This is a genomic window from Vibrio astriarenae (assembly GCF_010587385.1).
Taxonomy (GTDB): domain Bacteria; phylum Pseudomonadota; class Gammaproteobacteria; order Enterobacterales; family Vibrionaceae; genus Vibrio; species Vibrio astriarenae.
The window spans coordinates 257703-276338 of sequence record NZ_CP047476.1 but is presented as its reverse complement, the minus strand read 5'-3'; the positions used below and the strand labels follow the sequence as shown (position 1 = coordinate 276338).

General features: G+C 42.7%; 21 protein-coding genes. 13 read left to right on the top strand and 8 right to left on the bottom strand.

Going from position 1 to position 18636, the window contains the following annotated elements; translation table 11 throughout:
• Positions 1-437: 437 nt before the first annotated feature.
• On the top strand, positions 438-1160 hold the full coding sequence (locus GT360_RS15710; protein WP_164649911.1) for an NYN domain-containing protein: 723 nt from the start codon (positions 438-440) through the stop codon (positions 1158-1160).
• A 100-nt stretch (positions 1161-1260) separates the two neighbouring features.
• Here the strand turns inward: GT360_RS15710 and GT360_RS15705 are convergent, their stop codons facing one another.
• Complete coding sequence (locus GT360_RS15705) at positions 1261-2610, bottom strand: trypsin-like serine protease (protein WP_164649910.1); 1350 nt, start codon at positions 2608-2610, stop codon at positions 1261-1263.
• Positions 2611-2951: 341 nt separating this feature from the next.
• Here GT360_RS15705 and GT360_RS15700 point away from each other — a divergent pair, with 341 nt between their 5' ends.
• Together GT360_RS15700 and GT360_RS15695 are read left to right on the top strand one after the other, a co-directional pair.
• On the top strand, positions 2952-3548 hold the full coding sequence (locus GT360_RS15700) for a tyrosine-type recombinase/integrase (protein ID WP_164649909.1): 597 nt from the start codon (positions 2952-2954) through the stop codon (positions 3546-3548).
• 156 nt (positions 3549-3704) lie between these two features.
• Positions 3705-4415, top strand: coding sequence for an HAD family hydrolase (locus tag GT360_RS15695; protein WP_164649908.1), 711 nt, complete (start codon positions 3705-3707; stop codon positions 4413-4415).
• Between the two features lie 222 nt (positions 4416-4637).
• Here the strand turns inward: GT360_RS15695 and GT360_RS15690 are convergent, their stop codons facing one another.
• Positions 4638-4973, bottom strand: a complete 336-nt coding sequence (locus GT360_RS15690) for a hypothetical protein (protein WP_164649907.1) — start codon at positions 4971-4973, stop codon at positions 4638-4640.
• A 510-nt stretch (positions 4974-5483) separates the two neighbouring features.
• On the opposite strand from GT360_RS15690, the gene GT360_RS15685 reads away from it, so the two are divergent.
• The 3 genes from GT360_RS15685 to GT360_RS15675 all read left to right on the top strand — a co-directional run bounded on the left by GT360_RS15685 (position 5484) and on the right by GT360_RS15675 (position 7643).
• Positions 5484-6230, top strand: a complete 747-nt coding sequence (locus GT360_RS15685) for a metallophosphoesterase family protein (RefSeq protein WP_164649906.1) — start codon at positions 5484-5486, stop codon at positions 6228-6230.
• A 163-nt stretch (positions 6231-6393) separates the two neighbouring features.
• Positions 6394-6873, top strand: coding sequence for a GNAT family N-acetyltransferase (locus tag GT360_RS15680; RefSeq protein ID WP_164649905.1), 480 nt, complete (start codon positions 6394-6396; stop codon positions 6871-6873).
• Positions 6874-7244: 371 nt separating this feature from the next.
• Entirely contained in the window at positions 7245-7643 is a 399-nt protein-coding gene (locus GT360_RS15675; RefSeq protein ID WP_164649904.1) for a hypothetical protein, read from the top strand.
• A gap of 134 nt (positions 7644-7777) precedes the next feature.
• On the opposite strand, the gene GT360_RS21855 is transcribed toward GT360_RS15675, so the two are convergent.
• On the bottom strand, positions 7778-7927 hold the full coding sequence (locus GT360_RS21855; RefSeq protein WP_017790133.1) for a hypothetical protein: 150 nt from the start codon (positions 7925-7927) through the stop codon (positions 7778-7780).
• Positions 7928-8001: 74 nt separating this feature from the next.
• Here GT360_RS21855 and GT360_RS15670 point away from each other — a divergent pair, with 74 nt between their 5' ends.
• From GT360_RS15670 to GT360_RS15660, 3 genes are all read left to right on the top strand, one after another.
• Positions 8002-8370: an elongation factor Ts gene (locus GT360_RS15670; RefSeq protein ID WP_164649903.1), complete on the top strand. Its 369-nt coding sequence runs from the start codon at positions 8002-8004 to the stop codon at positions 8368-8370.
• 190 nt (positions 8371-8560) lie between these two features.
• Positions 8561-8917, top strand: a complete 357-nt coding sequence (locus tag GT360_RS15665) for a MerR family transcriptional regulator (RefSeq protein ID WP_164649902.1) — start codon at positions 8561-8563, stop codon at positions 8915-8917.
• Between the two features lie 57 nt (positions 8918-8974).
• Positions 8975-9355: a carboxymuconolactone decarboxylase family protein gene (locus GT360_RS15660; protein WP_164649901.1), complete on the top strand. Its 381-nt coding sequence runs from the start codon at positions 8975-8977 to the stop codon at positions 9353-9355.
• Positions 9356-9552: 197 nt separating this feature from the next.
• Here GT360_RS15660 and GT360_RS15655 read toward each other — a convergent pair whose 3' ends face one another.
• Positions 9553-9756, bottom strand: coding sequence for a pyrophosphatase (locus GT360_RS15655; RefSeq protein WP_164649900.1), 204 nt, complete (start codon positions 9754-9756; stop codon positions 9553-9555).
• Between the two features lie 397 nt (positions 9757-10153).
• Between GT360_RS15655 and GT360_RS15650 the strand changes: the two genes are divergently transcribed.
• Positions 10154-11692, top strand: coding sequence for a phospholipase D family protein (locus GT360_RS15650; protein ID WP_164649899.1), 1539 nt, complete (start codon positions 10154-10156; stop codon positions 11690-11692).
• A gap of 109 nt (positions 11693-11801) precedes the next feature.
• Here the strand turns inward: GT360_RS15650 and GT360_RS15645 are convergent, their stop codons facing one another.
• Both GT360_RS15645 and GT360_RS15640 read right to left on the bottom strand, forming a co-directional pair.
• Positions 11802-12677 carry a patatin-like phospholipase family protein gene (locus tag GT360_RS15645; RefSeq protein WP_164649898.1) on the bottom strand — a complete coding sequence of 292 codons (876 nt, stop codon included), beginning with the start codon at positions 12675-12677 and terminating at the stop codon, positions 11802-11804.
• 152 nt (positions 12678-12829) lie between these two features.
• Positions 12830-13849 (bottom strand): quinone oxidoreductase family protein, encoded by a 1020-nt coding sequence (locus tag GT360_RS15640; protein WP_164649897.1) that lies wholly within the window; start codon positions 13847-13849, stop codon positions 12830-12832.
• A 119-nt stretch (positions 13850-13968) separates the two neighbouring features.
• Here GT360_RS15640 and GT360_RS15635 point away from each other — a divergent pair, with 119 nt between their 5' ends.
• Positions 13969-14850, top strand: a complete 882-nt coding sequence (locus GT360_RS15635; RefSeq protein WP_239502675.1) for a LysR family transcriptional regulator — start codon at positions 13969-13971, stop codon at positions 14848-14850.
• Positions 14851-15210: 360 nt separating this feature from the next.
• Positions 15211-15519: a DUF3634 family protein gene (locus GT360_RS15630; protein ID WP_164649895.1), complete on the top strand. Its 309-nt coding sequence runs from the start codon at positions 15211-15213 to the stop codon at positions 15517-15519.
• 282 nt (positions 15520-15801) lie between these two features.
• Here the strand turns inward: GT360_RS15630 and GT360_RS15625 are convergent, their stop codons facing one another.
• Both GT360_RS15625 and GT360_RS15620 read right to left on the bottom strand, forming a co-directional pair.
• The gene (locus GT360_RS15625; RefSeq protein WP_164649894.1) at positions 15802-16602 is read right to left on the bottom strand and encodes an SDR family NAD(P)-dependent oxidoreductase; all 801 of its coding nucleotides are present in this window, start codon (positions 16600-16602) and stop codon (positions 15802-15804) included.
• Between the two features lie 69 nt (positions 16603-16671).
• Positions 16672-17178, bottom strand: a complete 507-nt coding sequence (locus GT360_RS15620) for a hypothetical protein (RefSeq protein WP_164649893.1) — start codon at positions 17176-17178, stop codon at positions 16672-16674.
• A 482-nt stretch (positions 17179-17660) separates the two neighbouring features.
• Between GT360_RS15620 and GT360_RS15615 the strand changes: the two genes are divergently transcribed.
• Positions 17661-18614, top strand: a complete 954-nt coding sequence (locus GT360_RS15615) for a LysR family transcriptional regulator (RefSeq protein ID WP_164649892.1) — start codon at positions 17661-17663, stop codon at positions 18612-18614.
• Positions 18615-18636 lie beyond the last annotated feature (22 nt).

Genomic DNA, 18636 nt, shown 5'->3' with positions numbered 1-18636 from the left:
TTTATGTTATTGGAGTACATATGTTTGGTTAAGTATTGTGCAATTTCATTGTGATATAAGGTAAGTGAACTAAAAATATTTGCCAGCACTCTGTAAACTGTGAACTGAGCCAAGAACATTTTGAAGAGACTGCCTTTTGTCTACTCAATGAAAGTCGTTGTTTTTCTTTGTACTGATAGCTTGTACTAGAGCCCAGTCGACCAGACAGTTGACGTTGCTAATTCAGGTGTGAACGATTCAGTATTGGAGAGGTGTGCTACCGCCTCAAACTAAGCGTCCACTAGACCCAAAATGCGCTTATGTGGCATGTGACACGGAATTGCCCCTTTCCTGGTTAGAGTTGTTACTCATAACATTTTTGAGCAATCCCATTTGAACAAATATTGCTAATGTCGATATAGTGCAACTAAATACATAAAGATGGCTGCAAGCGGATTATGGGTAACAGAAAAATTGCTGTATTAATTGACTCAGAAAACACTCCCCACTCAAAGCTAAACCTCATTATTGAAGAGCTTTCTAGTTTTGGGCAGATTATCGTTAAACGTGCGTATGGCGACTTTTCTACTGAGCAATTAAAAAACTGGAAGCAGCCTTTGAATGAGTTAGCGATTCAAGCCAAACAGCAATTTGCCTATACATCAGGAAAAAACTCGACAGACTCTTTAATGATTATTGATGCAATGGACCTCTTGTACAGCCAAAGATTTGATGCTTTTGCTTTGATATCCAGTGATAGTGATTTTACAAGTCTTGCTACGAGGTTAAGAGAGTCGGAGATACACGTCATCGGCGTGGGAAAAGCGATGACTCCGACCTCGTTTAAAAACGCTTGTGATGACTTTGTAGCTATAGAGAACTTAAACGCTGATGTTGATCTTGGGGACGTACAGCCCAACTCTAATCAAGATGCAGAACGCGAATTATGGAGATTAATGCATCAAGCTTGGCAGAACTATAGAGACGAATCGGGTTGGGCAAAGCTAGGTGAAATAGGCAAGTACTTAAAAAGACTAAAGCCAGATTTTGATCCTCGAAACTACGGGTTGAAGAAGTTATCTGACTTTTTTGATAAATATCCAACGCGCTATAGAACCCGTAACACTAAGCGCTCTGGTATGGAGTTTCAGCTGATAACAAAGGCAAGCAAACAAAAATGATATGCTGCCTTAATTGATGACACACTGTAATCAAGTAAGTTTAAATTGCCCCACAACAAGTTTTGAACATTACTTTGGGGCATTAAAAACCGCTTACATTTTACTTGAACCAACGATGCTTGCGGATGAGTCCAACGAACAACATAGCAAACCAGAATACACCACCGACGGAGCCACCTGAACCAACGTCATTACCACCATTTCCACCGTTGTCGCCATCACTATCATCAGAAGCTACAGCAAATTTCACGGGAATGTCGATCGTGTCTGTTAAATCGATAGTCACGTTGTATTCAGTGTCGATGACCTGTTGAGCATAATTAAAGTACAGTTTAATGATACAGCCTTCTTGAGATGGAATAACAGAGTTACAGTCAAAAGCATCCATATCAACCATACCGCTGTTATCATCCGACAGTGTTGGCGTGAACAATACATCACTTGAAGTCAGGTTTTGAATCGGTATTTTCACTAGCAGTGTTTGGTCAAAGCCTTCTTCAAGCTCTGCACCGGCTACTGGCGGGTAGACTACTTTATTGATCGCTTGAGTTAGCTCAGGCATGATAGTGGAGAAGTGAGTAAACGTAGATTCACCAGAGCCACCAAAGACGGAGCGAGCAACACCGAATAGTTGGTTATCGTAAACCAATCCAGTACCACTATCACCACTGGCGACATGTTGTTTACCTAATCCATAGAAGTAGGCACGGTCTTCGGGCTTGTATTCACAGTCCAAACCTTGTTCTGCTCTGTGCTCATCCGTGCAACTTACATAAGCAAAGCTGTCTACTTCATCAACACGCTGCCAGAGCTGCTCATTGACATCACCCCAACCATAAAAGCTTTTTAATTGAGCTTTCTGGAGAGTCGCTGGATTAGAGCCATTTTCATCACGACCCCATCCGTAAAAATTGATAGCTTGGTCTGCTGGGAAAACTGACTTACCTGTGGTGATGTCACGCATCGGCGTAATGGCAACGCCAGTGTAATGTTGAACAGTGTTTTGCAATTTTAGAACGACTAGATCACCGTCATAGCGAAGCGCGGTTTGCGCTGCATTTGGGTAGTCTCCCAAGATGACGTCAGCGTAATAAAGCATGCGCTGAGAAGCAGCTGATTCAATATCGGCATTCGTGCCATCTAAGACGGTCGTAAAATCGGTTAGAGTGGTCTTATCACCGGTATAGCTAAGACCTTGACGGATCTCGATGGTACCTGTCATGCCTGTGCTGTCATTTCTGTCTGAGCCATCTGTGATAATGCAGTGTCTTGCTGTGATTAAGTAATCACCACCAAGCAATGTCGCACCACAATGCGAGTTACCAAATACAATATGTACATTAAAATCATTGTATTCATCAGAAGTGGCGTCCACACCGTATTCAACAGCCCATGCCGTATTCGGCAAAGCAAGAGCAACTGCTAGTGCAAGTTTATTTCTACAATCCATCGTAATATCAGCCCCTAGTCTAAATAAGTAAACTATTGCATATCGTGATGAAATTGCCACACAATGGGTCACAAAACACGAATTCACCGGCAAGTTGGGGCTGATATGAATGTTTGAACAGCTAATGTTTTGATGGTTCAGTGGATAGTTATTTCTGATATCTATATTGAAGGTACGTAAATACCTCAACTAACCCAGTAAATGCTAATTTAGCAAAACCACTGGCTCATTATTGTCCGCGGATGTTTCGGTTCATGCTCACTGAATGTTATCGCAGCTGGAACGGTTCTAGTTGATTGCCAGACTTTATGTTGACCAACAACTTTGAAAAGGAGGTCAATATGAGAAAGTTATCTTCGGGAAAATGCACCGGCATTAAAAGGCCATTTAAGCTTGAAGAGATCTGGCGGATCAGAACTAGGCTGGAGATTGAAAACGATTTGATGCAGCTCGCGCTACTGAACCTAGCTATAGATAGCAAGTTAAGATCGAGTGATTTGCTGAAACTACACGTTTACGATGTTTCTTCGCAAGGAGTTATTTATGAAAGGGTTCAGTGCATCCAGCAAAAAACGGGGACCGATGTCCACTATGAGATTACTCCGAGAACACAGCAAAGTATTAGTCGATGGATTTTCGCAGCATCCCTAGAGGCAAGCAGTTTTCTATTCCCGAGTATCCGACGCTCTGGGCAACCTATCAGCTACTCATTCTACCGTTCAATCATCAGGAGCTGGGCTGCAAAACTGGGATTGAATGCTGACTATTACGGAACTCATTCCATGCGCCGTACTAAAGCCACTTTAATCTATGCCAGAACGAAAAACATCAGGGCCGTTCAGATCTTACTTGGACATTCGAAGCTAGATAACACAATTCGATACCTTGGCGTTGAGCTAGAAGACGCTCTGAGGCTGTCTGAGAAAACAGATTGCTGACAGACAGGAGCTGCTACAGGCTTTTCTTCTGAAAAGCCTGTGCCCCATGGTGAGTTTCGACCGATCTAACCTCCAGTCCATGACAATCTAAATTGACTTACTTTTTCTCATGCCTGTAATCTGAAAAGAGTCGGCTTCAGCTAAGATGAGGAATATGTGTTTGATGCGATTGTGTTTGACTTTGATGGTACCTTGGTCGATTTTGTTGATACAGATACCAAAATTCTCAAGCTGCTACACTCAAAGTTAACAACGGAAACTACGTTTGAAAAATTCCTGACGACTGCTGTCAAAGAGATTATCGCTTTTCATTCTCTTGTTGAGCGTGGAGAGGCAGATCCGCTATCAATGGATAGGACTAGACTTAAACGGACGTTTGACAGTCTCTCCATAGATTGGCATGAGTCAGTAACTGAGATTTATAGAGCTGAGTTAATTCGATCTTGTGAGCCTTTTCCTGGTGTACCAGATATCCTTCATAAGCTGCAAAAGTGCTTTAAGCTTGGATTACTCACAAACGCCTACGACCCAAGTGAGCAAAGAAACAGAATTGTCTCTTCCAGGTTAAACCAATATTTCGACCAAATCCTAGTGTCAGGAGAGATCGGATTGTACAAACCAGATCCAAGTGTTTTCTGTTGCATTTTAGATCGGCTTAATGTTGTACCAGAAAGGGCTGTCTACATAGGTGATTCACTCCTACATGATGTAGAAGGTGCTAGATTGGCGGGCATGAAGTCGGTTCTGTTCAGTAAAAGGTCAAAAATAAACTCTACCGTAGCTGATTATCATGTCTATGGTGTAGAGGAACTGGCGGACTTGATGCGCCACTTTTGTGAGTTATCTAAACGGTCACAACTGAACTGACGCCGGGGTTTGGGAAATCAAACTACCTATTACGATTTTAAAGCCAACCCCCTCTCCTCTGGCAACTAAGGTATCACTGTATTGCCCCATTGTGTTTTAGTTAGATTAGTCAATACTGCAAAGAGGATGAGTAGTATAAGGTAGGTTTTCTCATCAAGCGTGGAATTTATGGGCACTCGTACTGATGAGTACATCAGTACGAGTAAATATTACAAATTCTCTTTAAATCTCGTTAATCACGGCATGTTTTAATGCGATGTTAAATCTCTCTTCATGGAGCTCTTTATCAGTCATTACTTGATAGTGATTGTATTCTTCTGAGCGAGGAGAGTAATAGTCAGTGTATTCCGAGCCATCATAGTAGTTTGTCGTAATTGAAACCCAGCCGCCCCACGACCCACTAGGAATCATTTGGTAATAGTGTTTTCCCATCTCATCACTTTCTTCCATAAAACTGCGAGGGTACTGCCATGTTTCAGTCCAGTAGCGGAAATCCATACCATAGGCAGCAATCCAGTCAGTTTTATATTGACCATAATTTGTACTGAAGTAGGTCATACCAAAGCAATTCTCTACTAGAAAAGAATAGCCTTGTCGTTCGGTGTCAAAATTTACCACATTACCCTCTGAGCAATGACTCGGTTCTGAAGGTCCAGTGTTTTCAGAACTGCAAGCAGTAATGGCAAGTGAAAGAAGAAGTATAGATAGGTGTTTCATTAGAAAATGATATAGCTCTGATTGCTGATTTAAGGGGCGCGTATCCTAGCATTAAAACCAGCATAAACAGAGCATTTTTAGATAGAGTAAGGTTTACGATAAGACGCTATGTTTAAACACATCTATGCCCCATTACGCGTTTACAGCCTCAAGCCACTTAACATGCTACTGATGACTTTGCCCAAGTATAACTAATGGGTGCTGTATCCCTCCTCGAAAAACTGGTCGCTAGCAATTCGAGCTTTTCTGTTTACACTGAAGCAAACGGAGAATGAAACTGGTCGAATTGCATTTTTATTCAGAATTGGTATATATTGTTCGAGTCTAGTTGGCTGTATCAAGGAGTGGTAAATGGAGTCTTATGCTGTTATTTCTGATATTCACAGCAATGTTTATGCATTGCGAGCGGTTGTAGAAGACGCTAATGCAAAAGGAGTGGCTACTTTTATTAACCTTGGAGATATCTTTTACGGGCCGATAGAACCCAAAGAGACATTTGACTATTTATGCGGTTTAGATGTCATAACGATATCTGGTAATCAGGATAGGCAAATATACCAGTCAACCGAGTCCGAAGTTGCGTCGAATCCTACAATGAAGTTTGTTCTAGATAGTTTGGGTGAAACGCCTATAGAGTGGATGAAAAGTCTACCTTTCGATTTGGAAATCAATGACGATATTTATGCTTGCCACGGCACACCTAGTGACGATTTGACCTACCTGCTTGAAGACATCTCTTCAGGCTCTGCGGTAATTAGAGATGAAGCTGAGGTTCTCGATCTGCTGGGAGCTGTATCTTCAAAAATAATTTTGTGTGGGCATAGTCACACACCGCGTGTACTGAGTTTATCTTCGGGGCAGATTGCTGTTAACCCAGGTAGTGTTGGACTCCAAGCCTACGCTGATGAGGATCCTGTTCCGCACACGATTCAAAATAGTACACCTAAAGCCTCCTATGCCATCCTAAAAAAACAAGGTAACGAATGGGACATATCTTTGCACAGAGTCGGCTACGATCACGAGCAAGCCATAAACTGCGCCTCGACAAGACATCGAAATGATTGGATGGAATGTTTACGCACTGGGCAGTGCTCATAGAGAGTCCATGGCCACGCTTGTATTACTCTGCTACGAGTAACTCAGAAGTGCCCCTTTTTAAGTTAGTTGCGACGGATGTGGTCTTTGAGCAGTAATCAAATTGACTTAACATTTCTTATGGGTTCAAGTCGTAGTTAGGATTAAATGAGATCGGTGAACCTCTGTGAAATTGCTAAAGTCTGAATACTCAACAAAAAATGTCGTCAAAGACCTAATGCAAGCCTATTTGCATGATATGTCGCCATATACTGGTGAGCGGCCAGATGAGAAAGGTTTGTACAGCCTAGGAAAGTACTTCGACCTATATTGGATTGATAAAGATCGCTTTGCTTACCTCTGTCTTCACGAAGATGAGCCTATTGGGCTTGCTCTGGTACGAGAAATTACTCCTAACCAATTTTCAATCTCAGAGTTCTTCATTTTGAGCTCAAAAAGGCGAAAGGGTATAGCAACTCACTTTGCTCAAGAAGTATTTCAGCAGCACCGGGGAAGATGGAGTGTCTCGCAACTAGAATCTAACAAAGTAGCTCAGTGCTTTTGGCGTAGGACTATATCAAGCTATACCGAGGGCGCATTCTCTGAAGGCTGGTCATCTTCACAACCCCTTGGACCTAAGCAGTCTTTCGATAATAGTGACTTGTAACGCATGTTTGCCCCTTTTCAAGTTGACTCGCTCAAGCGAGAGAGAACACTCTTAGTGCTTTTTCCCATACTCTACTAATGCGACGTGCTTCTTAAGTTATTGATTTATCATCTAACCATATCGGAATATGTGTTACTCATCACATTTAGATATAGTCGTTCTATGTTGTTGATTTTTATAACTTACGTACTCGAAAAAGTGTGTAATGATGAGTTCAAATAGCAGGCGGTTTGGGGTATTCAATTAAAACTGTTTCCTCTGCTCATGCGGCTCACAATAAAGAGCATACTACTGGAGCCCAAATGTACCCTCACCACTCGGGAGCGTGGGGCGCTTACAATCACGATAACGCGATAAGTTAGTTAAATATTATGAAGATAGAGTGCCCGCATTGCCAGACAGATAATGACATTGAATTTGCAGAAAATATCGCGTGTAAAGAGTGTGAGAAGTCGTTTAAGGGGTTCAAGTTTATCAAGCGTAATTTCGTTTCAGCTAGTACGGCATTAGCGGTTGGGCTTATTGGAGGCTACAAGGTCAATGGCGCATTAGAAGAAGAACGCTACCCTTTAGAGGTAGAGTACGCAATTATTGATACCTGCGTAAATTCTTCAAAGAATATTGTGTCGATGAGCTGGTATGAGAGTAAACGAGAAGCTTGCTTATGTGCTCTTGAGGAAACAGAAAAGTCATTGACCTACTCAGACTATAAATCGAATCAACAGCAGTTTTTGCTTCGCTTTAAGCAGAATGCTAAAGGGTGCGTTTAACCAGAATCGAAGGTGAGGCAGCAAATGCTGCCTCTAAGTGTTACTAGCGTTTGGGCGCGTTACCACGACCTTTGCCAGAAGGTTCGCCAGTTTTGCTTGGGTAGTTTGGATTTGGCTTGCCCATGGGTTGCTCCTTATTTCCCTTGTTTCTGATTGTTGGCAGCAGCGCGTTGAGCGCGAGCAGCAAATGAATCTTTAGAAACTTGTCCACCATTTTGTTTTGCTTGATTCGCTTGAATACGAGCAGCGGCTTCTGGGGTCATTGGTGCTTTGTTTTTAGACATAATATTTCCTTTTCGTTGATTGATTACTCGTCTCCGCTGAGACCAGTGCATCGTAACTAGTAGGGTGGGGACAAATGGGGACAGCCCAAAAACAAAAGCAAATTCGATTCATGTTGGATGCTTTAGGTTGGAGCCACAAGCAACTGGCTGATGTTCTTTATGAAGAACTTAAGTGTTCTGAACATGAAGAGCTAGAAGATGTTTCTCCTGAAGAAATTCATAAGTTTAAAGAGGCTCTCAAGAAGCATTTACAAAGAGACTCAACACCAGAGAGTCGGCTTGAACAGTACATTAAAATCATTTCAGAGCACCCAGACTTTGTTGCGTTGAGGTTGGATGTTGTGGTTCCAAAGTACGTTAGCCATAGATGCTTGAATGATGGTTCATTTGCGGGGTTGGCAGATATATCTAGCTGGCTAGATGAACGAGAACAGCCAGATTGAAGTCGATTTTCTAATTTACGTGATTACTCTAAGCAACTTTTTCTAGAGGCTTGCTGACGGGGTATGAAACATGAAAATGCCCCAAACTATGTTACCAATGCTTAGTGTCATCAAAGAATGGTTCAGGATTGCCTTAAGATAAGTTATCTGGGTAGCATAATAGAACCTATGTGATCAGAGTGACCTTGATATGGATATAAAGCGATTTTCTGAGCTAGTTGGGCTATCACCTTACACGCTGAGATATTACGAAAAAATTGGTTTGATAAGAAACGTTAACCGAGATCCGAGCGGACGGCGGCTTTACCTCGATAAGGATACTGATTGGATGCAATTTATTATCCGACTCAAGGAAACTGGCATGCCCCTAAATGCTATAAAGGAATACTCAAAACTGCGATATCAGGGGGAATCTACCCTAGAAGCAAGGAAAGAGTTGCTCGAAGAACATCGTATCTATCTCAAAGCAGAACTCGAAAAGCAAGAGAGGCACCTGTCCGCTCTCGATGCAAAAATCGACTTTTATGAGCGTGAATTAAAAGCTTGACTTAGAGTTAACTCTAACGATTAGCCTATTGTTATTCAATGACATAAGGAACTTGTAATGAGTAACTCAAGGTATCAAATTGGCCTAGATAAGTTAGCGCTAATCGATGGTGAAGCAGGGCAAAAGGTAATCGAAAGCTTGGAAGACATTTGTCCAGATTTAGCAAGATTTACTATTGAGTATCCTTTTGGGGATATATATAGCCGCGAAGGACTGAGCTTGAAGGAGCGAGAAATTGCAACAGTTGCTGCATTAACGGCAATGGGAAATTGTGCACCTCAACTAAAAGTTCACCTACATGCAGCCCTAAATGTCGGGTGCACCGAAGCTGAGCTAAAGGAAGTCATATTGCAGATGTCAGTATATGCAGGTTTCCCAGCAGCACTGAATGGAATGTTCGTCCTGAAAGAAATCCTTCTAGAACGAGGCAATCCATAACTACCAATGGTTTTTCTTAGGGGCATAAATCGTTTATGTCCAGAAACGTTTTTAAAAGTGAATTGAGCTCTATTGACCTCCGACAACAATGACTAGACATAGAGCGAACATAGTGTCAAATAGAGTTTAAAAGTAGGTAGTGGTTAGGGGGAATAGGTGATCTTAATTACACATCCCTGTGTAACGTAATCTGAATGTCAGCTGGCTTTAAAGCGCTTCATAAATTTACTAAAGCTTGGAATCAGGCTTTGCAAAGTCGGCGCATCGGGAATCTCATTTACAAAATTCATAAAGCGCTGTGCTTTACTTTTATCACCTTGAGCAGTCCCTGCTAGTATTGCTTGAGCTAAAATCACATGCTCAGCGGTAACGTCCTTATTCGAAAATTCGTGAATCGACATAGAAAATCCTAATAAGTATAAATACAAATGTAATAATACAATATATTGGTGTGTATATCGATAGCTTCTGGCATTCATCAATGCCAGATTTGTGTGAAAGCGAGGTAGTGATGTGCACCATGTTAGCTTAGTGATTTTCCAGGGTTATGCTAATTCGAGATTTGCAAATACTTAGTTCTCCAAAACTCATTTCTATCCAAAAGAAAGTCAAAAGTAATTTCAGCGTTACTAACCTTTCTGCTTTTCATCGTGATATGGTGAACAACAGTCACAACTTGGTTTGATCTTTTTTGCAACCAAATCAGATAGATACTTGGAAGCGAGAACAATTTGGGATTAATCACTTAATTTGTATAATGCACTTAAATACATCTTTTTTTACAAAGAGAATATGTTGATGAACATCACCAAATCGAGCTGGATTCTTCTCTTTTCTGCGGTTGTTAGTCTTGTGGGCTGCCAGGAAGCACCAGATAGTGTACCGATTGCGGCAAAAGACCATTGCGCCGATCAGCCAGCAGTTGAGGTCACTCCCCTTTCAGACTTCATTCTGCCCTACCAAGCGCAGCTAGAGACTCGGTCTGGCGTCTATGTACTTGAACAAGGTGCAGAGGCGATGATGTCTCGCGCTTGGCTGACAGAGCGAGCCGAGAAAAGCATCGACATTCAATACTTCATATTCTCTGTTGATAATGTGGGTTTAATTGCCACCGATTACCTTGTAAGAGCAGCAGAGCGTGGGGTTAATGTTCGTGTGCTCGTTGATGACATTATGCTTGAAGCGCGCGGTGACGAACTATTGATGTTGGATGCTCATGAAAATATCGAGATTAAGATCTACAACCCTAATGTGAACATCGGTAAAAACCTTGCTCAAAAAGTGTTTACGTTAGTCACGGATTTTCATGGTTTGAACCAACGCATGCATAATAAAGTGTTTGTGGTGGATGACCAAGTTGCGATTACGGGTGGTCGTAATATTGCTGATGAATATTTCGGTTTTGACCACGAATACAACTTCCGAGACCGTGACGTATTTCTAGTCGGTTCGGTGGTTGACGAAGTGAACGCGTCCTTTGATGACTATTGGGCATTTGAACTGAGCGTGCCTGTCGCTGAGTTAGTGAAAGACAATCCATATTCAGAAAACCCCGACTTCTCTCGTTTGCACAGCTATGCGTGCGACCCTGAAAACTTCCATCCCGTGATCATCAATGAGATCGCAAAGGTGCCTGACACTTTCAATCAACTCATGGAAGAAGGTAAATTCCAGTTTGTCGAACGCATCGAATATATCTCAGATATTCCGGGTAAAAACGACGGTAAAACCTTCCTTGGTGGCGGTAGTCTCACCCAAAGTAAGCTGGCTGAACTGGCTAGCAGTGCTAAGAAAAGCATCTTGATTCAGACGCCCTACCTCATCACCACTAAAGAGGATAGAGTCTTCCTCAAAGAGCTTGTGGACGACGGAATCGAAGTGAAAATTCTCACTAATAGCCTCGCTTCCAACGACAATCTTGAAGCATTTAGTGGCTATCAGCGTACACGTAAAGCCCTACTGAAAACGGGCGTTGAAATCTACGAGTTCAAACCTGATGCTCAGGTTCGCCAGCGTGTGATGACCGATCATATGTTTAAGCGCTTACCCACCCAGCCTATCTTTGGTCTCCATGCAAAAACGATGACCATTGATGACGAGATTTCGGTGGTCGGGACTTATAACTTTGATCCACGCAGTGCCAATCTCAACACAGAAAGCTTCACCGTTATTTATTCAGATATCATTACGAAAGAACTGAATCTGTCGATTAATATTGAGATGGAGCCAGAAAACGCATGGCGTATCACGGAAGATTTTAATCCTGATAAAGAGATTAACTTAACCAAGCGTATCGGCGTCAAACTACGTCGGGTTGTACCCATCGATATTTTATAGTCGGTGAGCGCATCTCTACGCCGAAACGTGCGAGAACCTGAGCTTATTTATAAACCTTGTTATAACGATTTGGATTAGAACGCGAGAATCAAGGCCTGACCTCAACAGCCTATTCATAACAAGCTGAACACTCTTCTGGAGTATATCGCTTTATGCCACTTAAGTTTGCAAGGTGCTCTGCTCCCGCATCAACACCCATTTGATAGCCTGCCTCTAATACCGCTGGTTTACGAGACAGACGCTTAACGGGAAAGTCTTCTGGTGGAGCAATCACCCTTACTTTAGCATCTTTTGGTGGGAAGCGAATAAACTCAAGCGCTTGGTTGTATCGATTTGCTCTAGTTTTCAGTGCATCAGCAACTTGAGGCTTGTCTGATAGCAGTCGTTTCATTAGCCAGTGGCTATTGGATTCTGGCATAGAATAGCTAAGAGGATGAGATAAGATCACAGTGATGTCTCGTGCTCCTCGCCTATAGGCTTCCTTCACAGGAATTGAGTCGGCTACCGCACCATCAGTAAAGCAGCTACCCGAAAAACAAGGTGTCCCTCGATAGGCTACGGGTAATGCCGTCGTGGCTTCAATGACATTGAGAAGGTTATCTTTTGTGACTTTAAAGTAATTAGCAACCCCGGTTTCAATATCGGTCGTCGTTGCATACAAAGGAATGTTATTCAGCAATGTATCAAGGTGAAGTGGATATTTCTGCAATGAGGTTTCGCTCAGCCATTTCACATCTGTTAAGTGCCCGCCTTTCACAAACCTAGCTGGGTTATAGAAGTCAGCAGATGTACCGAGTTCGGTAATGATTTGATAGCTACGCTTTGGTTGTTTCGCCAAATAACCCAGCAAATTGGACGCACCTGCAGAAGCCCCGATGGCAAATTGAAAAGGGTTATACTCTTGTTGCATAAAAGAGTCCAAAACCCCTGCTGCAAAAATACCGCGCATTGCTCCGCCTTCAACGACTAGTGCCTTCTTGTCCATTTAATCTACTCACCTAAACCTGAATCACTGAATTTTATTTAAAATCTCAAGATAGGTTAAATCAATTGTTATTATTGATTTGATAGTCACTGCCTATGCTAGGTATTTTTGGTCTTGTCAGTTGGGCGCAGCAACTCATGCTGAAGTCACTCCTAGGTGGTCTCAGCGCACTTTATTAAAACCTTACCGATACACTGTCCACTTTCTAGCTCTTGATGTGCTTTATGCACTTGAGACAACGGCACTACGCTCGAGATAATAGGGTTTATTTCTTCTCTTTCTAGCATGTTGATAAGTTGGGTGAGGGTTTGTTTATACCACTGTCTGTTCTTATCAACTTCGGAAGGTAAAGCGCAAAAATTAACGGACTTTCCATTAGGGAGGATGTTTAATATGCCGAGCTGTACGACGCCCGCAATCATTTTGAATAGCCCTCCAAAGCTTCCTCCTGAAAAACCGTAGCTCACGGCAATACCGCCTTTTTTAACTGTCTTCACTGTGCGATTTAAATGTGCGCCGCCCACTGAATCAAAAGCAGCATCGACACCCCTAGGGCAATAGGAAAGCACTTCTTGAACGAAATCATTTTGGTAATGATCGATCGGACATACTCCAAGCTCTTTTAGAGTCTCTTGCTTGTTTGAAGACGCCGTTCCCAAAACCCTAACTCCAAATTGATTGGCCAATTGAGCTAGCGCCGAACCCACACCACCGGCTGCTGAATGCACCAATATGGTTTGCTGTGGCTGAACATTGGCCTTGGTAAATAACATGCAGTAAGCGGTCAAATAATTTAGGGACAATGCACAGACCTTCGCGGCACTTAGTTGCTTTGGATATTTGACTAGCAAATCGGTAGAAATAGACAAGTATTGAGTGTAGCAACCGTACTTTGGATTCAATCCAACGACATTTTCACCAATGTTAAACTCTGAAACTTCGTCGCCAACCTCATCAACAATCCCAGCGAAATCGTAACCAGGCACAAAAGGTAAGCTGGGAGCGAGTGGATACCCTCCTCTGCGCGCCATGATATCTGCCCAACCGACACCGGCTACGATGATTTTGACCCTGACTTCCTTTGGTCCAGGTTTTGGTATGTCAGTCGTTACAAGTTTCAAACAAAGGGGGTCACCATGAGAAACGACCATTGCACTAGTATTGGTTTCCATTAAACAGCCTCCGAGACGTCGTAATAGGTTCTGAGTGTGTATTTAAATTAAAGTGCAATGAGTTTAATATGTAATTTTGACGTAAAGAACGTGAGAAAGTGCAATGCGGGTATGCAAATATGAATATTGATTGGCATTTTTGGCATGTGTTTTTAGCTGTGGCTGAGAGTGGAAGCCTGACAAAAGCCGCATCAGCTCTCGATACTTCGCAACCAACTTTAAGCAGACAGCTTTACCAACTTGAAAAACAGCTTGGACGCTCCCTATTTGATAGGAGTACGCGAGGCCTTGCATTAACAAGTTTTGGCCAAACCTTGTTAGAAGAAAGCAGAAAAATGGCGGCGTCAGCGAACAAGCTCGAAAGGCTGGTGCAAGGTCAAGATATTGCGCTGTCTGGTACAGTAAGGTTGTCAGTCAATGAGATGATTTCTCAATATTACTTGCCGGAAATATTACCCGGTTTTCTAGACTCATATCCGAATTTGCAAGTGCAAGTGGTTGTTACGAATCAAATAACAAGCCTTGATAAACGTGATGCAGACATCGCGATTAGAATGCTCAGGCCTCAACAGCAAGATCTCGTGATGAAACATTTATTTGATATCGAACTGGGTGCCTTCGCGAGTAAGGAATACTTGGCCAAAGCTGGCACACCAGAAAATCCAAAAGATTTTTCAAACCACCGGGTTTTAGGGTACGACCGTGATAAACAGCTTGAAGAAGGGGCAGCAGCATTAGGGTGGGACATAAAAAACGATGAGTTATTCTTCCGCACAGACAATATGCCGCTTCTCGTTGAGCTAGCAACCTTTGGGGGAGGTATTGTATTCACTCATCGCGATGTTGCTGAAAAAGCACACCTAGAGTCCATAGAGTGTGGTTTGAAAATCCCTGCCTTGCCAGTTTATCTAGCCTGTCACCGGGATGTTCAACATAATAATAAAATAAGGTTGCTAATGGAGTATCTTGTCGAACACTTGGGGAAAGCGAGTCAGCAATAAACCTATATTCCGCAATTACACTTTACATTGGCATAAATTCATATTCGTTGATAATTGCGTATGAACGACCAGGTAATCGGTCGCGTCTATGGGGACCGACATTATCCATTTAGTCTCACCATGTGGGGATAGGATATTCATTTCCCCAAGACTCCTAACGTTCTGATTTCCATTACCAGAGTCGATAGGTTACGCGTTGTTTCTTCGGCCTTTGTCTATAACATCCCAGCGTTATACCGATCACAGAGCGGTTATCTAGGTTCGAGCGTATTCTGCTAAACATGTTATAAGATAAGAATGAGCTATGCTGGGCTCTACTGGTAGAATCCACGACGAACAACAACTAGTTAGGAGCCGAAAATGGAATATGTGCTTGTCCTTGCCGTAATAGTTATCGCTGTTCTGGTGTTCAAAGATCGACCGATTATGACAATGACTTTTGATGACGGAAAACTCACCAGCCAGAAAGGTCGGATCCCAGTTGGTTTTTTATCGGATTGCAAAGAGATCGCCCATAAACAGCCATTTTCAGGGAAGATCAAAGTGTACAAGAATCGCTTTACAACTAAGCTAGTATTTTCTAAATCTGTGCCATCTAAGATAAAGCAGCGTATTCACAACGTGTACCCTTATAGCGGTGGTAGTAAAAAGCATGGTAGACGTGCCTGAACACAATCAAACCCATGCATAATAGCATCGCCTTTTTTAGCTAAGTAACCGCTTGAGGTAGTAGGTTCTGCACGCTGCTACAACAGATTGATAGTCTAATCAGGGTACGTTGGTGCCCAATCAGTTTTTCTTGTTAATTACGGGTATTAAGTCACCCTACCAACAATTAAATAATCAAACAGCAACCTAAGATTCTATTTGTTAGGTTGCTGCTTTCGTTGTCATTAAGTGAAACGGACTACGCTTATTTACCAAGGTTCGTACTTGTTAAAGTAAGTTACTCTAGAGACGCTTTGGATCAAGGGCATTGTCAAGCATACGCGTCATCACCGAGGCCATGAGTTTGCGCGGCGTAAAGTCAGCCATTGCCACCATAATGTTGTTACGTATGCCGGGAACGGTGACGACACGTTTACCAATACCTTGCAAAGCGACTTTTGCAACTTTTTCAGGTGTTTTCGCAGCCATTGGGACTTTGCTCCAGTTAACGCCTGTATTCACAGCCATAGGCGTTTTTGTGAGTCCAGGTGATAAGATACTTACATCAACACCTTTAGGCTTTAACTCCCCGAAAAGGGATTGTCCAAAACCAATGACAAAGGCTTTAGAGCCTGCGTAAGTTGAGAAGTAAGGAGATGCCATTTGCCCAAACATACTTGCGACCAACAAAATCGCACCTTTACCTCGTTTGACCATTGCCTTACTGAAGTGATGGCTCAATTCCATCGTCGAAGAAACGTTTACCTCCAACATTCTTCGCTCACTATCTAGGTTAAGTTTTTCGAAAGCACCATTAGTTTCCAGCCCTGCCGATAGTGCCATCAACCCGATGTCGCGTTTATTGGTTTTTACTTTATCTATGCCTTCCTGAGTCGCTAGATCAGCGACGATAACGTCCGTTTCAATTGAGTACTCAAAAGCCAGAGATTGAGCATATTCCTTTAACTCTTTTTCACGACGAGCAACCAATACGAGATTCATTCCGTCAGCCGCAAGCTGTTTTGCCAGTTGCTCACCAATACCAGAAGTTGCACCAGTCACTAATGCCCAACCGCCGTATTTTTGTTTAAAATTAAAAGACATTTCTCTTACTCCCACTGGATAGCCAGTTAAATAGATCGTTAGTTCGCTGAATTATTCTGTTTTCTTCGTTTAAACATAATGTTCGAAGATAGGCTCTAATGTTGATTGATAGCGCTCGCTTGTACGTTGTTCATCTTCGTCATAGGTAAAGCCACCGCCTGTTTTTTCGCTTGGGTCTAAATAAGCAAAACGTTCACTGGTGCGCTTCTCATCTTCGTCATAGGTAAAGCCACCACCTGTTTTTTCGCTTGGGTCTAAATAAGCAAAACGTTCGCTTGTGCGTTTCTCATCTTCGTCATAGGTAAAGCCACCACCTGTTTTTTCACTTGGGTCTAAATAGGCAAAACGTTCACTGGTGCGCTGCTCATCTTCGTCATAAATTAATGAATCGGAACGACTTGGCTGAGAATAAGACAATGTTTGCTCTAACAACTCTTTTGATTTGAATCGTTGAATATTTGACTTTGCATTTTCAATCGATAGGTTGGCACTCACCTGCTCATTGTAATTTTGAGCATTAACCATTGAAGAAAATGAGATGATTGAAACAATAAGACCAATAGTGGTAGCTTTCATAGTACAGACCTCTGACTGAATTTAACCTTTAAGAGCTGGGATAATCTCAGCCCTCATCAACGCTAAGCATTGTAAGTCGGCAGATAGGATTCAAAAATAGACATTAATGCACTTGAATCATTCAAATATGAAAGTTTGTTTTCACTCATATCCAAGCTATGTGGAATATCGACAGGAATACTGCCTATATAATTTAGGGGCAATCAGCGCCGGAAAAGCATATAAAACGTTTTTGCCCAGATAGTTGGTACTTATCGCGTCATGTTCTCTCAGTCGTGACTTTTCTTGAGGGATAGCTTGTATTCTGTTTGATTAGATTCTGGAATGAATTCAGAATGACTCACTAAACTAATATTAATCAATGCGTTAATCAGGAAGTGCACGTATCACTAACTCTACACCTGCTTCTACTATGCCCGCCTTGATCATTCATGCACCTCAATTACAATAAAACCATATGGATATAACTTGGGCGCATGGACATGGTCACATTAGAACAGCAGCTTTCTCGGCTTGATCTTAACTTGCTCGTCTCACTGAGCGTGCTTATCAAAGAGAAGAACGTTACCCGCGCGGCGCAGACGCTTTATCTGTCTCAGCCAGCGATGAGTCGCACTTTAGGTCGCCTTCGTGACTTGTTTGATGACCCGCTGTTTTATCGTGAATCGAATGGCTTGGTGCCAACTCAAAAGGCGCTGGAGTTGCAGCAACCTCTTGAAGAACTGCTTCGAAGTATGCAGAGCCTGGTGGCAAAATCTGCGTTCTCGCCTGATAAGTGCGACCAAACCTTTGTGCTCTCTGCGCCGCCTTTGATGAGTAGTTTCTTGTGTATCCCATTGGCGACTGAGCTAAACAAGCAAGCGCCTTTCGCTAGCTTGGTTGAGTTCCCGGTGGCGAGAAACCCTGAGCAGCAACTAGCGGCTCGTGATGTGGATTTCTCTATCCATGTTGAAGCACCAGATAATGGCATCGAGTTCCCTTATGAAATAATCGGCTCTTCTTATCCTGTTTTTTATGTTTCACCGAATCACCCGCTTGCTCAGGCTAAGACCGTCACGCTTGAAGACTGCTTCAACTATCGTTTTGTGGATATGAGCCTCGATATTCGCTCGTCGTTTGGCGTGAGTAATCCGGTCGATGCATTGCTGGCAAAAAAGGGGATTGAGCGAGATGTGGTCTTCAAGAGTGGTCAGTTAATGACGCTGGTTGAAGTAATGCAAACAACAGAAACCGTGATGGTCTCTTCTCATTTGGTGGCTAGCTCAAAAGAGATGGAAGGAAAACTGGTGCCTGTTTTTGCGCTGGATAGCGACCCGGAATGTGCGGTGAATATTTACCTGATTGAACACAAGCGAACGGCTAACAGCCCTGCTCATTTGTGGTTTAAGCAACTTCTCATTGATACGGTTCAACGAGAAGTGCTTAGTAGCTTGTAAAGACAAAAAGCTAGCGGGGTCG

Excerpts from the sequence above, each read along its gene's own strand:
- GT360_RS15635 (WP_239502675.1), top strand. The coding sequence starts at position 13,969 with ATGAATATTGATTGGCATTTTTGGCATGTGTTTTTAGCTGTGGCTGAG.
- GT360_RS15655 (WP_164649900.1), bottom strand. The coding sequence starts at position 9,756 with ATGTCGATTCACGAATTTTCGAATAAGGACGTTACCGCTGAGCATGTG.
- GT360_RS15630 (WP_164649895.1), top strand. The coding sequence starts at position 15,211 with ATGGAATATGTGCTTGTCCTTGCCGTAATAGTTATCGCTGTTCTGGTG.
- GT360_RS15705 (WP_164649910.1), bottom strand. The coding sequence starts at position 2,610 with ATGGATTGTAGAAATAAACTTGCACTAGCAGTTGCTCTTGCTTTGCCG.
- GT360_RS15620 (WP_164649893.1), bottom strand. The coding sequence starts at position 17,178 with ATGAAAGCTACCACTATTGGTCTTATTGTTTCAATCATCTCATTTTCT.
- GT360_RS15645 (WP_164649898.1), bottom strand. The coding sequence starts at position 12,677 with ATGGACAAGAAGGCACTAGTCGTTGAAGGCGGAGCAATGCGCGGTATT.
- GT360_RS15685 (WP_164649906.1), top strand. The coding sequence starts at position 5,484 with ATGGAGTCTTATGCTGTTATTTCTGATATTCACAGCAATGTTTATGCA.
- GT360_RS15660 (WP_164649901.1), top strand. The coding sequence starts at position 8,975 with ATGAGTAACTCAAGGTATCAAATTGGCCTAGATAAGTTAGCGCTAATC.
- GT360_RS15615 (WP_164649892.1), top strand. The coding sequence starts at position 17,661 with ATGGTCACATTAGAACAGCAGCTTTCTCGGCTTGATCTTAACTTGCTC.
- GT360_RS15710 (WP_164649911.1), top strand. The coding sequence starts at position 438 with ATGGGTAACAGAAAAATTGCTGTATTAATTGACTCAGAAAACACTCCC.
- GT360_RS15690 (WP_164649907.1), bottom strand. The coding sequence starts at position 4,973 with ATGACCTACTTCAGTACAAATTATGGTCAATATAAAACTGACTGGATT.
- GT360_RS15675 (WP_164649904.1), top strand. The coding sequence starts at position 7,245 with ATGAAGATAGAGTGCCCGCATTGCCAGACAGATAATGACATTGAATTT.
- GT360_RS15650 (WP_164649899.1), top strand. The coding sequence starts at position 10,154 with ATGAACATCACCAAATCGAGCTGGATTCTTCTCTTTTCTGCGGTTGTT.
- GT360_RS15700 (WP_164649909.1), top strand. The coding sequence starts at position 2,952 with ATGAGAAAGTTATCTTCGGGAAAATGCACCGGCATTAAAAGGCCATTT.
- GT360_RS15640 (WP_164649897.1), bottom strand. The coding sequence starts at position 13,849 with ATGGAAACCAATACTAGTGCAATGGTCGTTTCTCATGGTGACCCCCTT.
- GT360_RS15670 (WP_164649903.1), top strand. The coding sequence starts at position 8,002 with ATGGGGACAGCCCAAAAACAAAAGCAAATTCGATTCATGTTGGATGCT.
- GT360_RS15625 (WP_164649894.1), bottom strand. The coding sequence starts at position 16,602 with ATGTCTTTTAATTTTAAACAAAAATACGGCGGTTGGGCATTAGTGACT.
- GT360_RS15665 (WP_164649902.1), top strand. The coding sequence starts at position 8,561 with ATGGATATAAAGCGATTTTCTGAGCTAGTTGGGCTATCACCTTACACG.
- GT360_RS21855 (WP_017790133.1), bottom strand. The coding sequence starts at position 7,927 with ATGTCTAAAAACAAAGCACCAATGACCCCAGAAGCCGCTGCTCGTATT.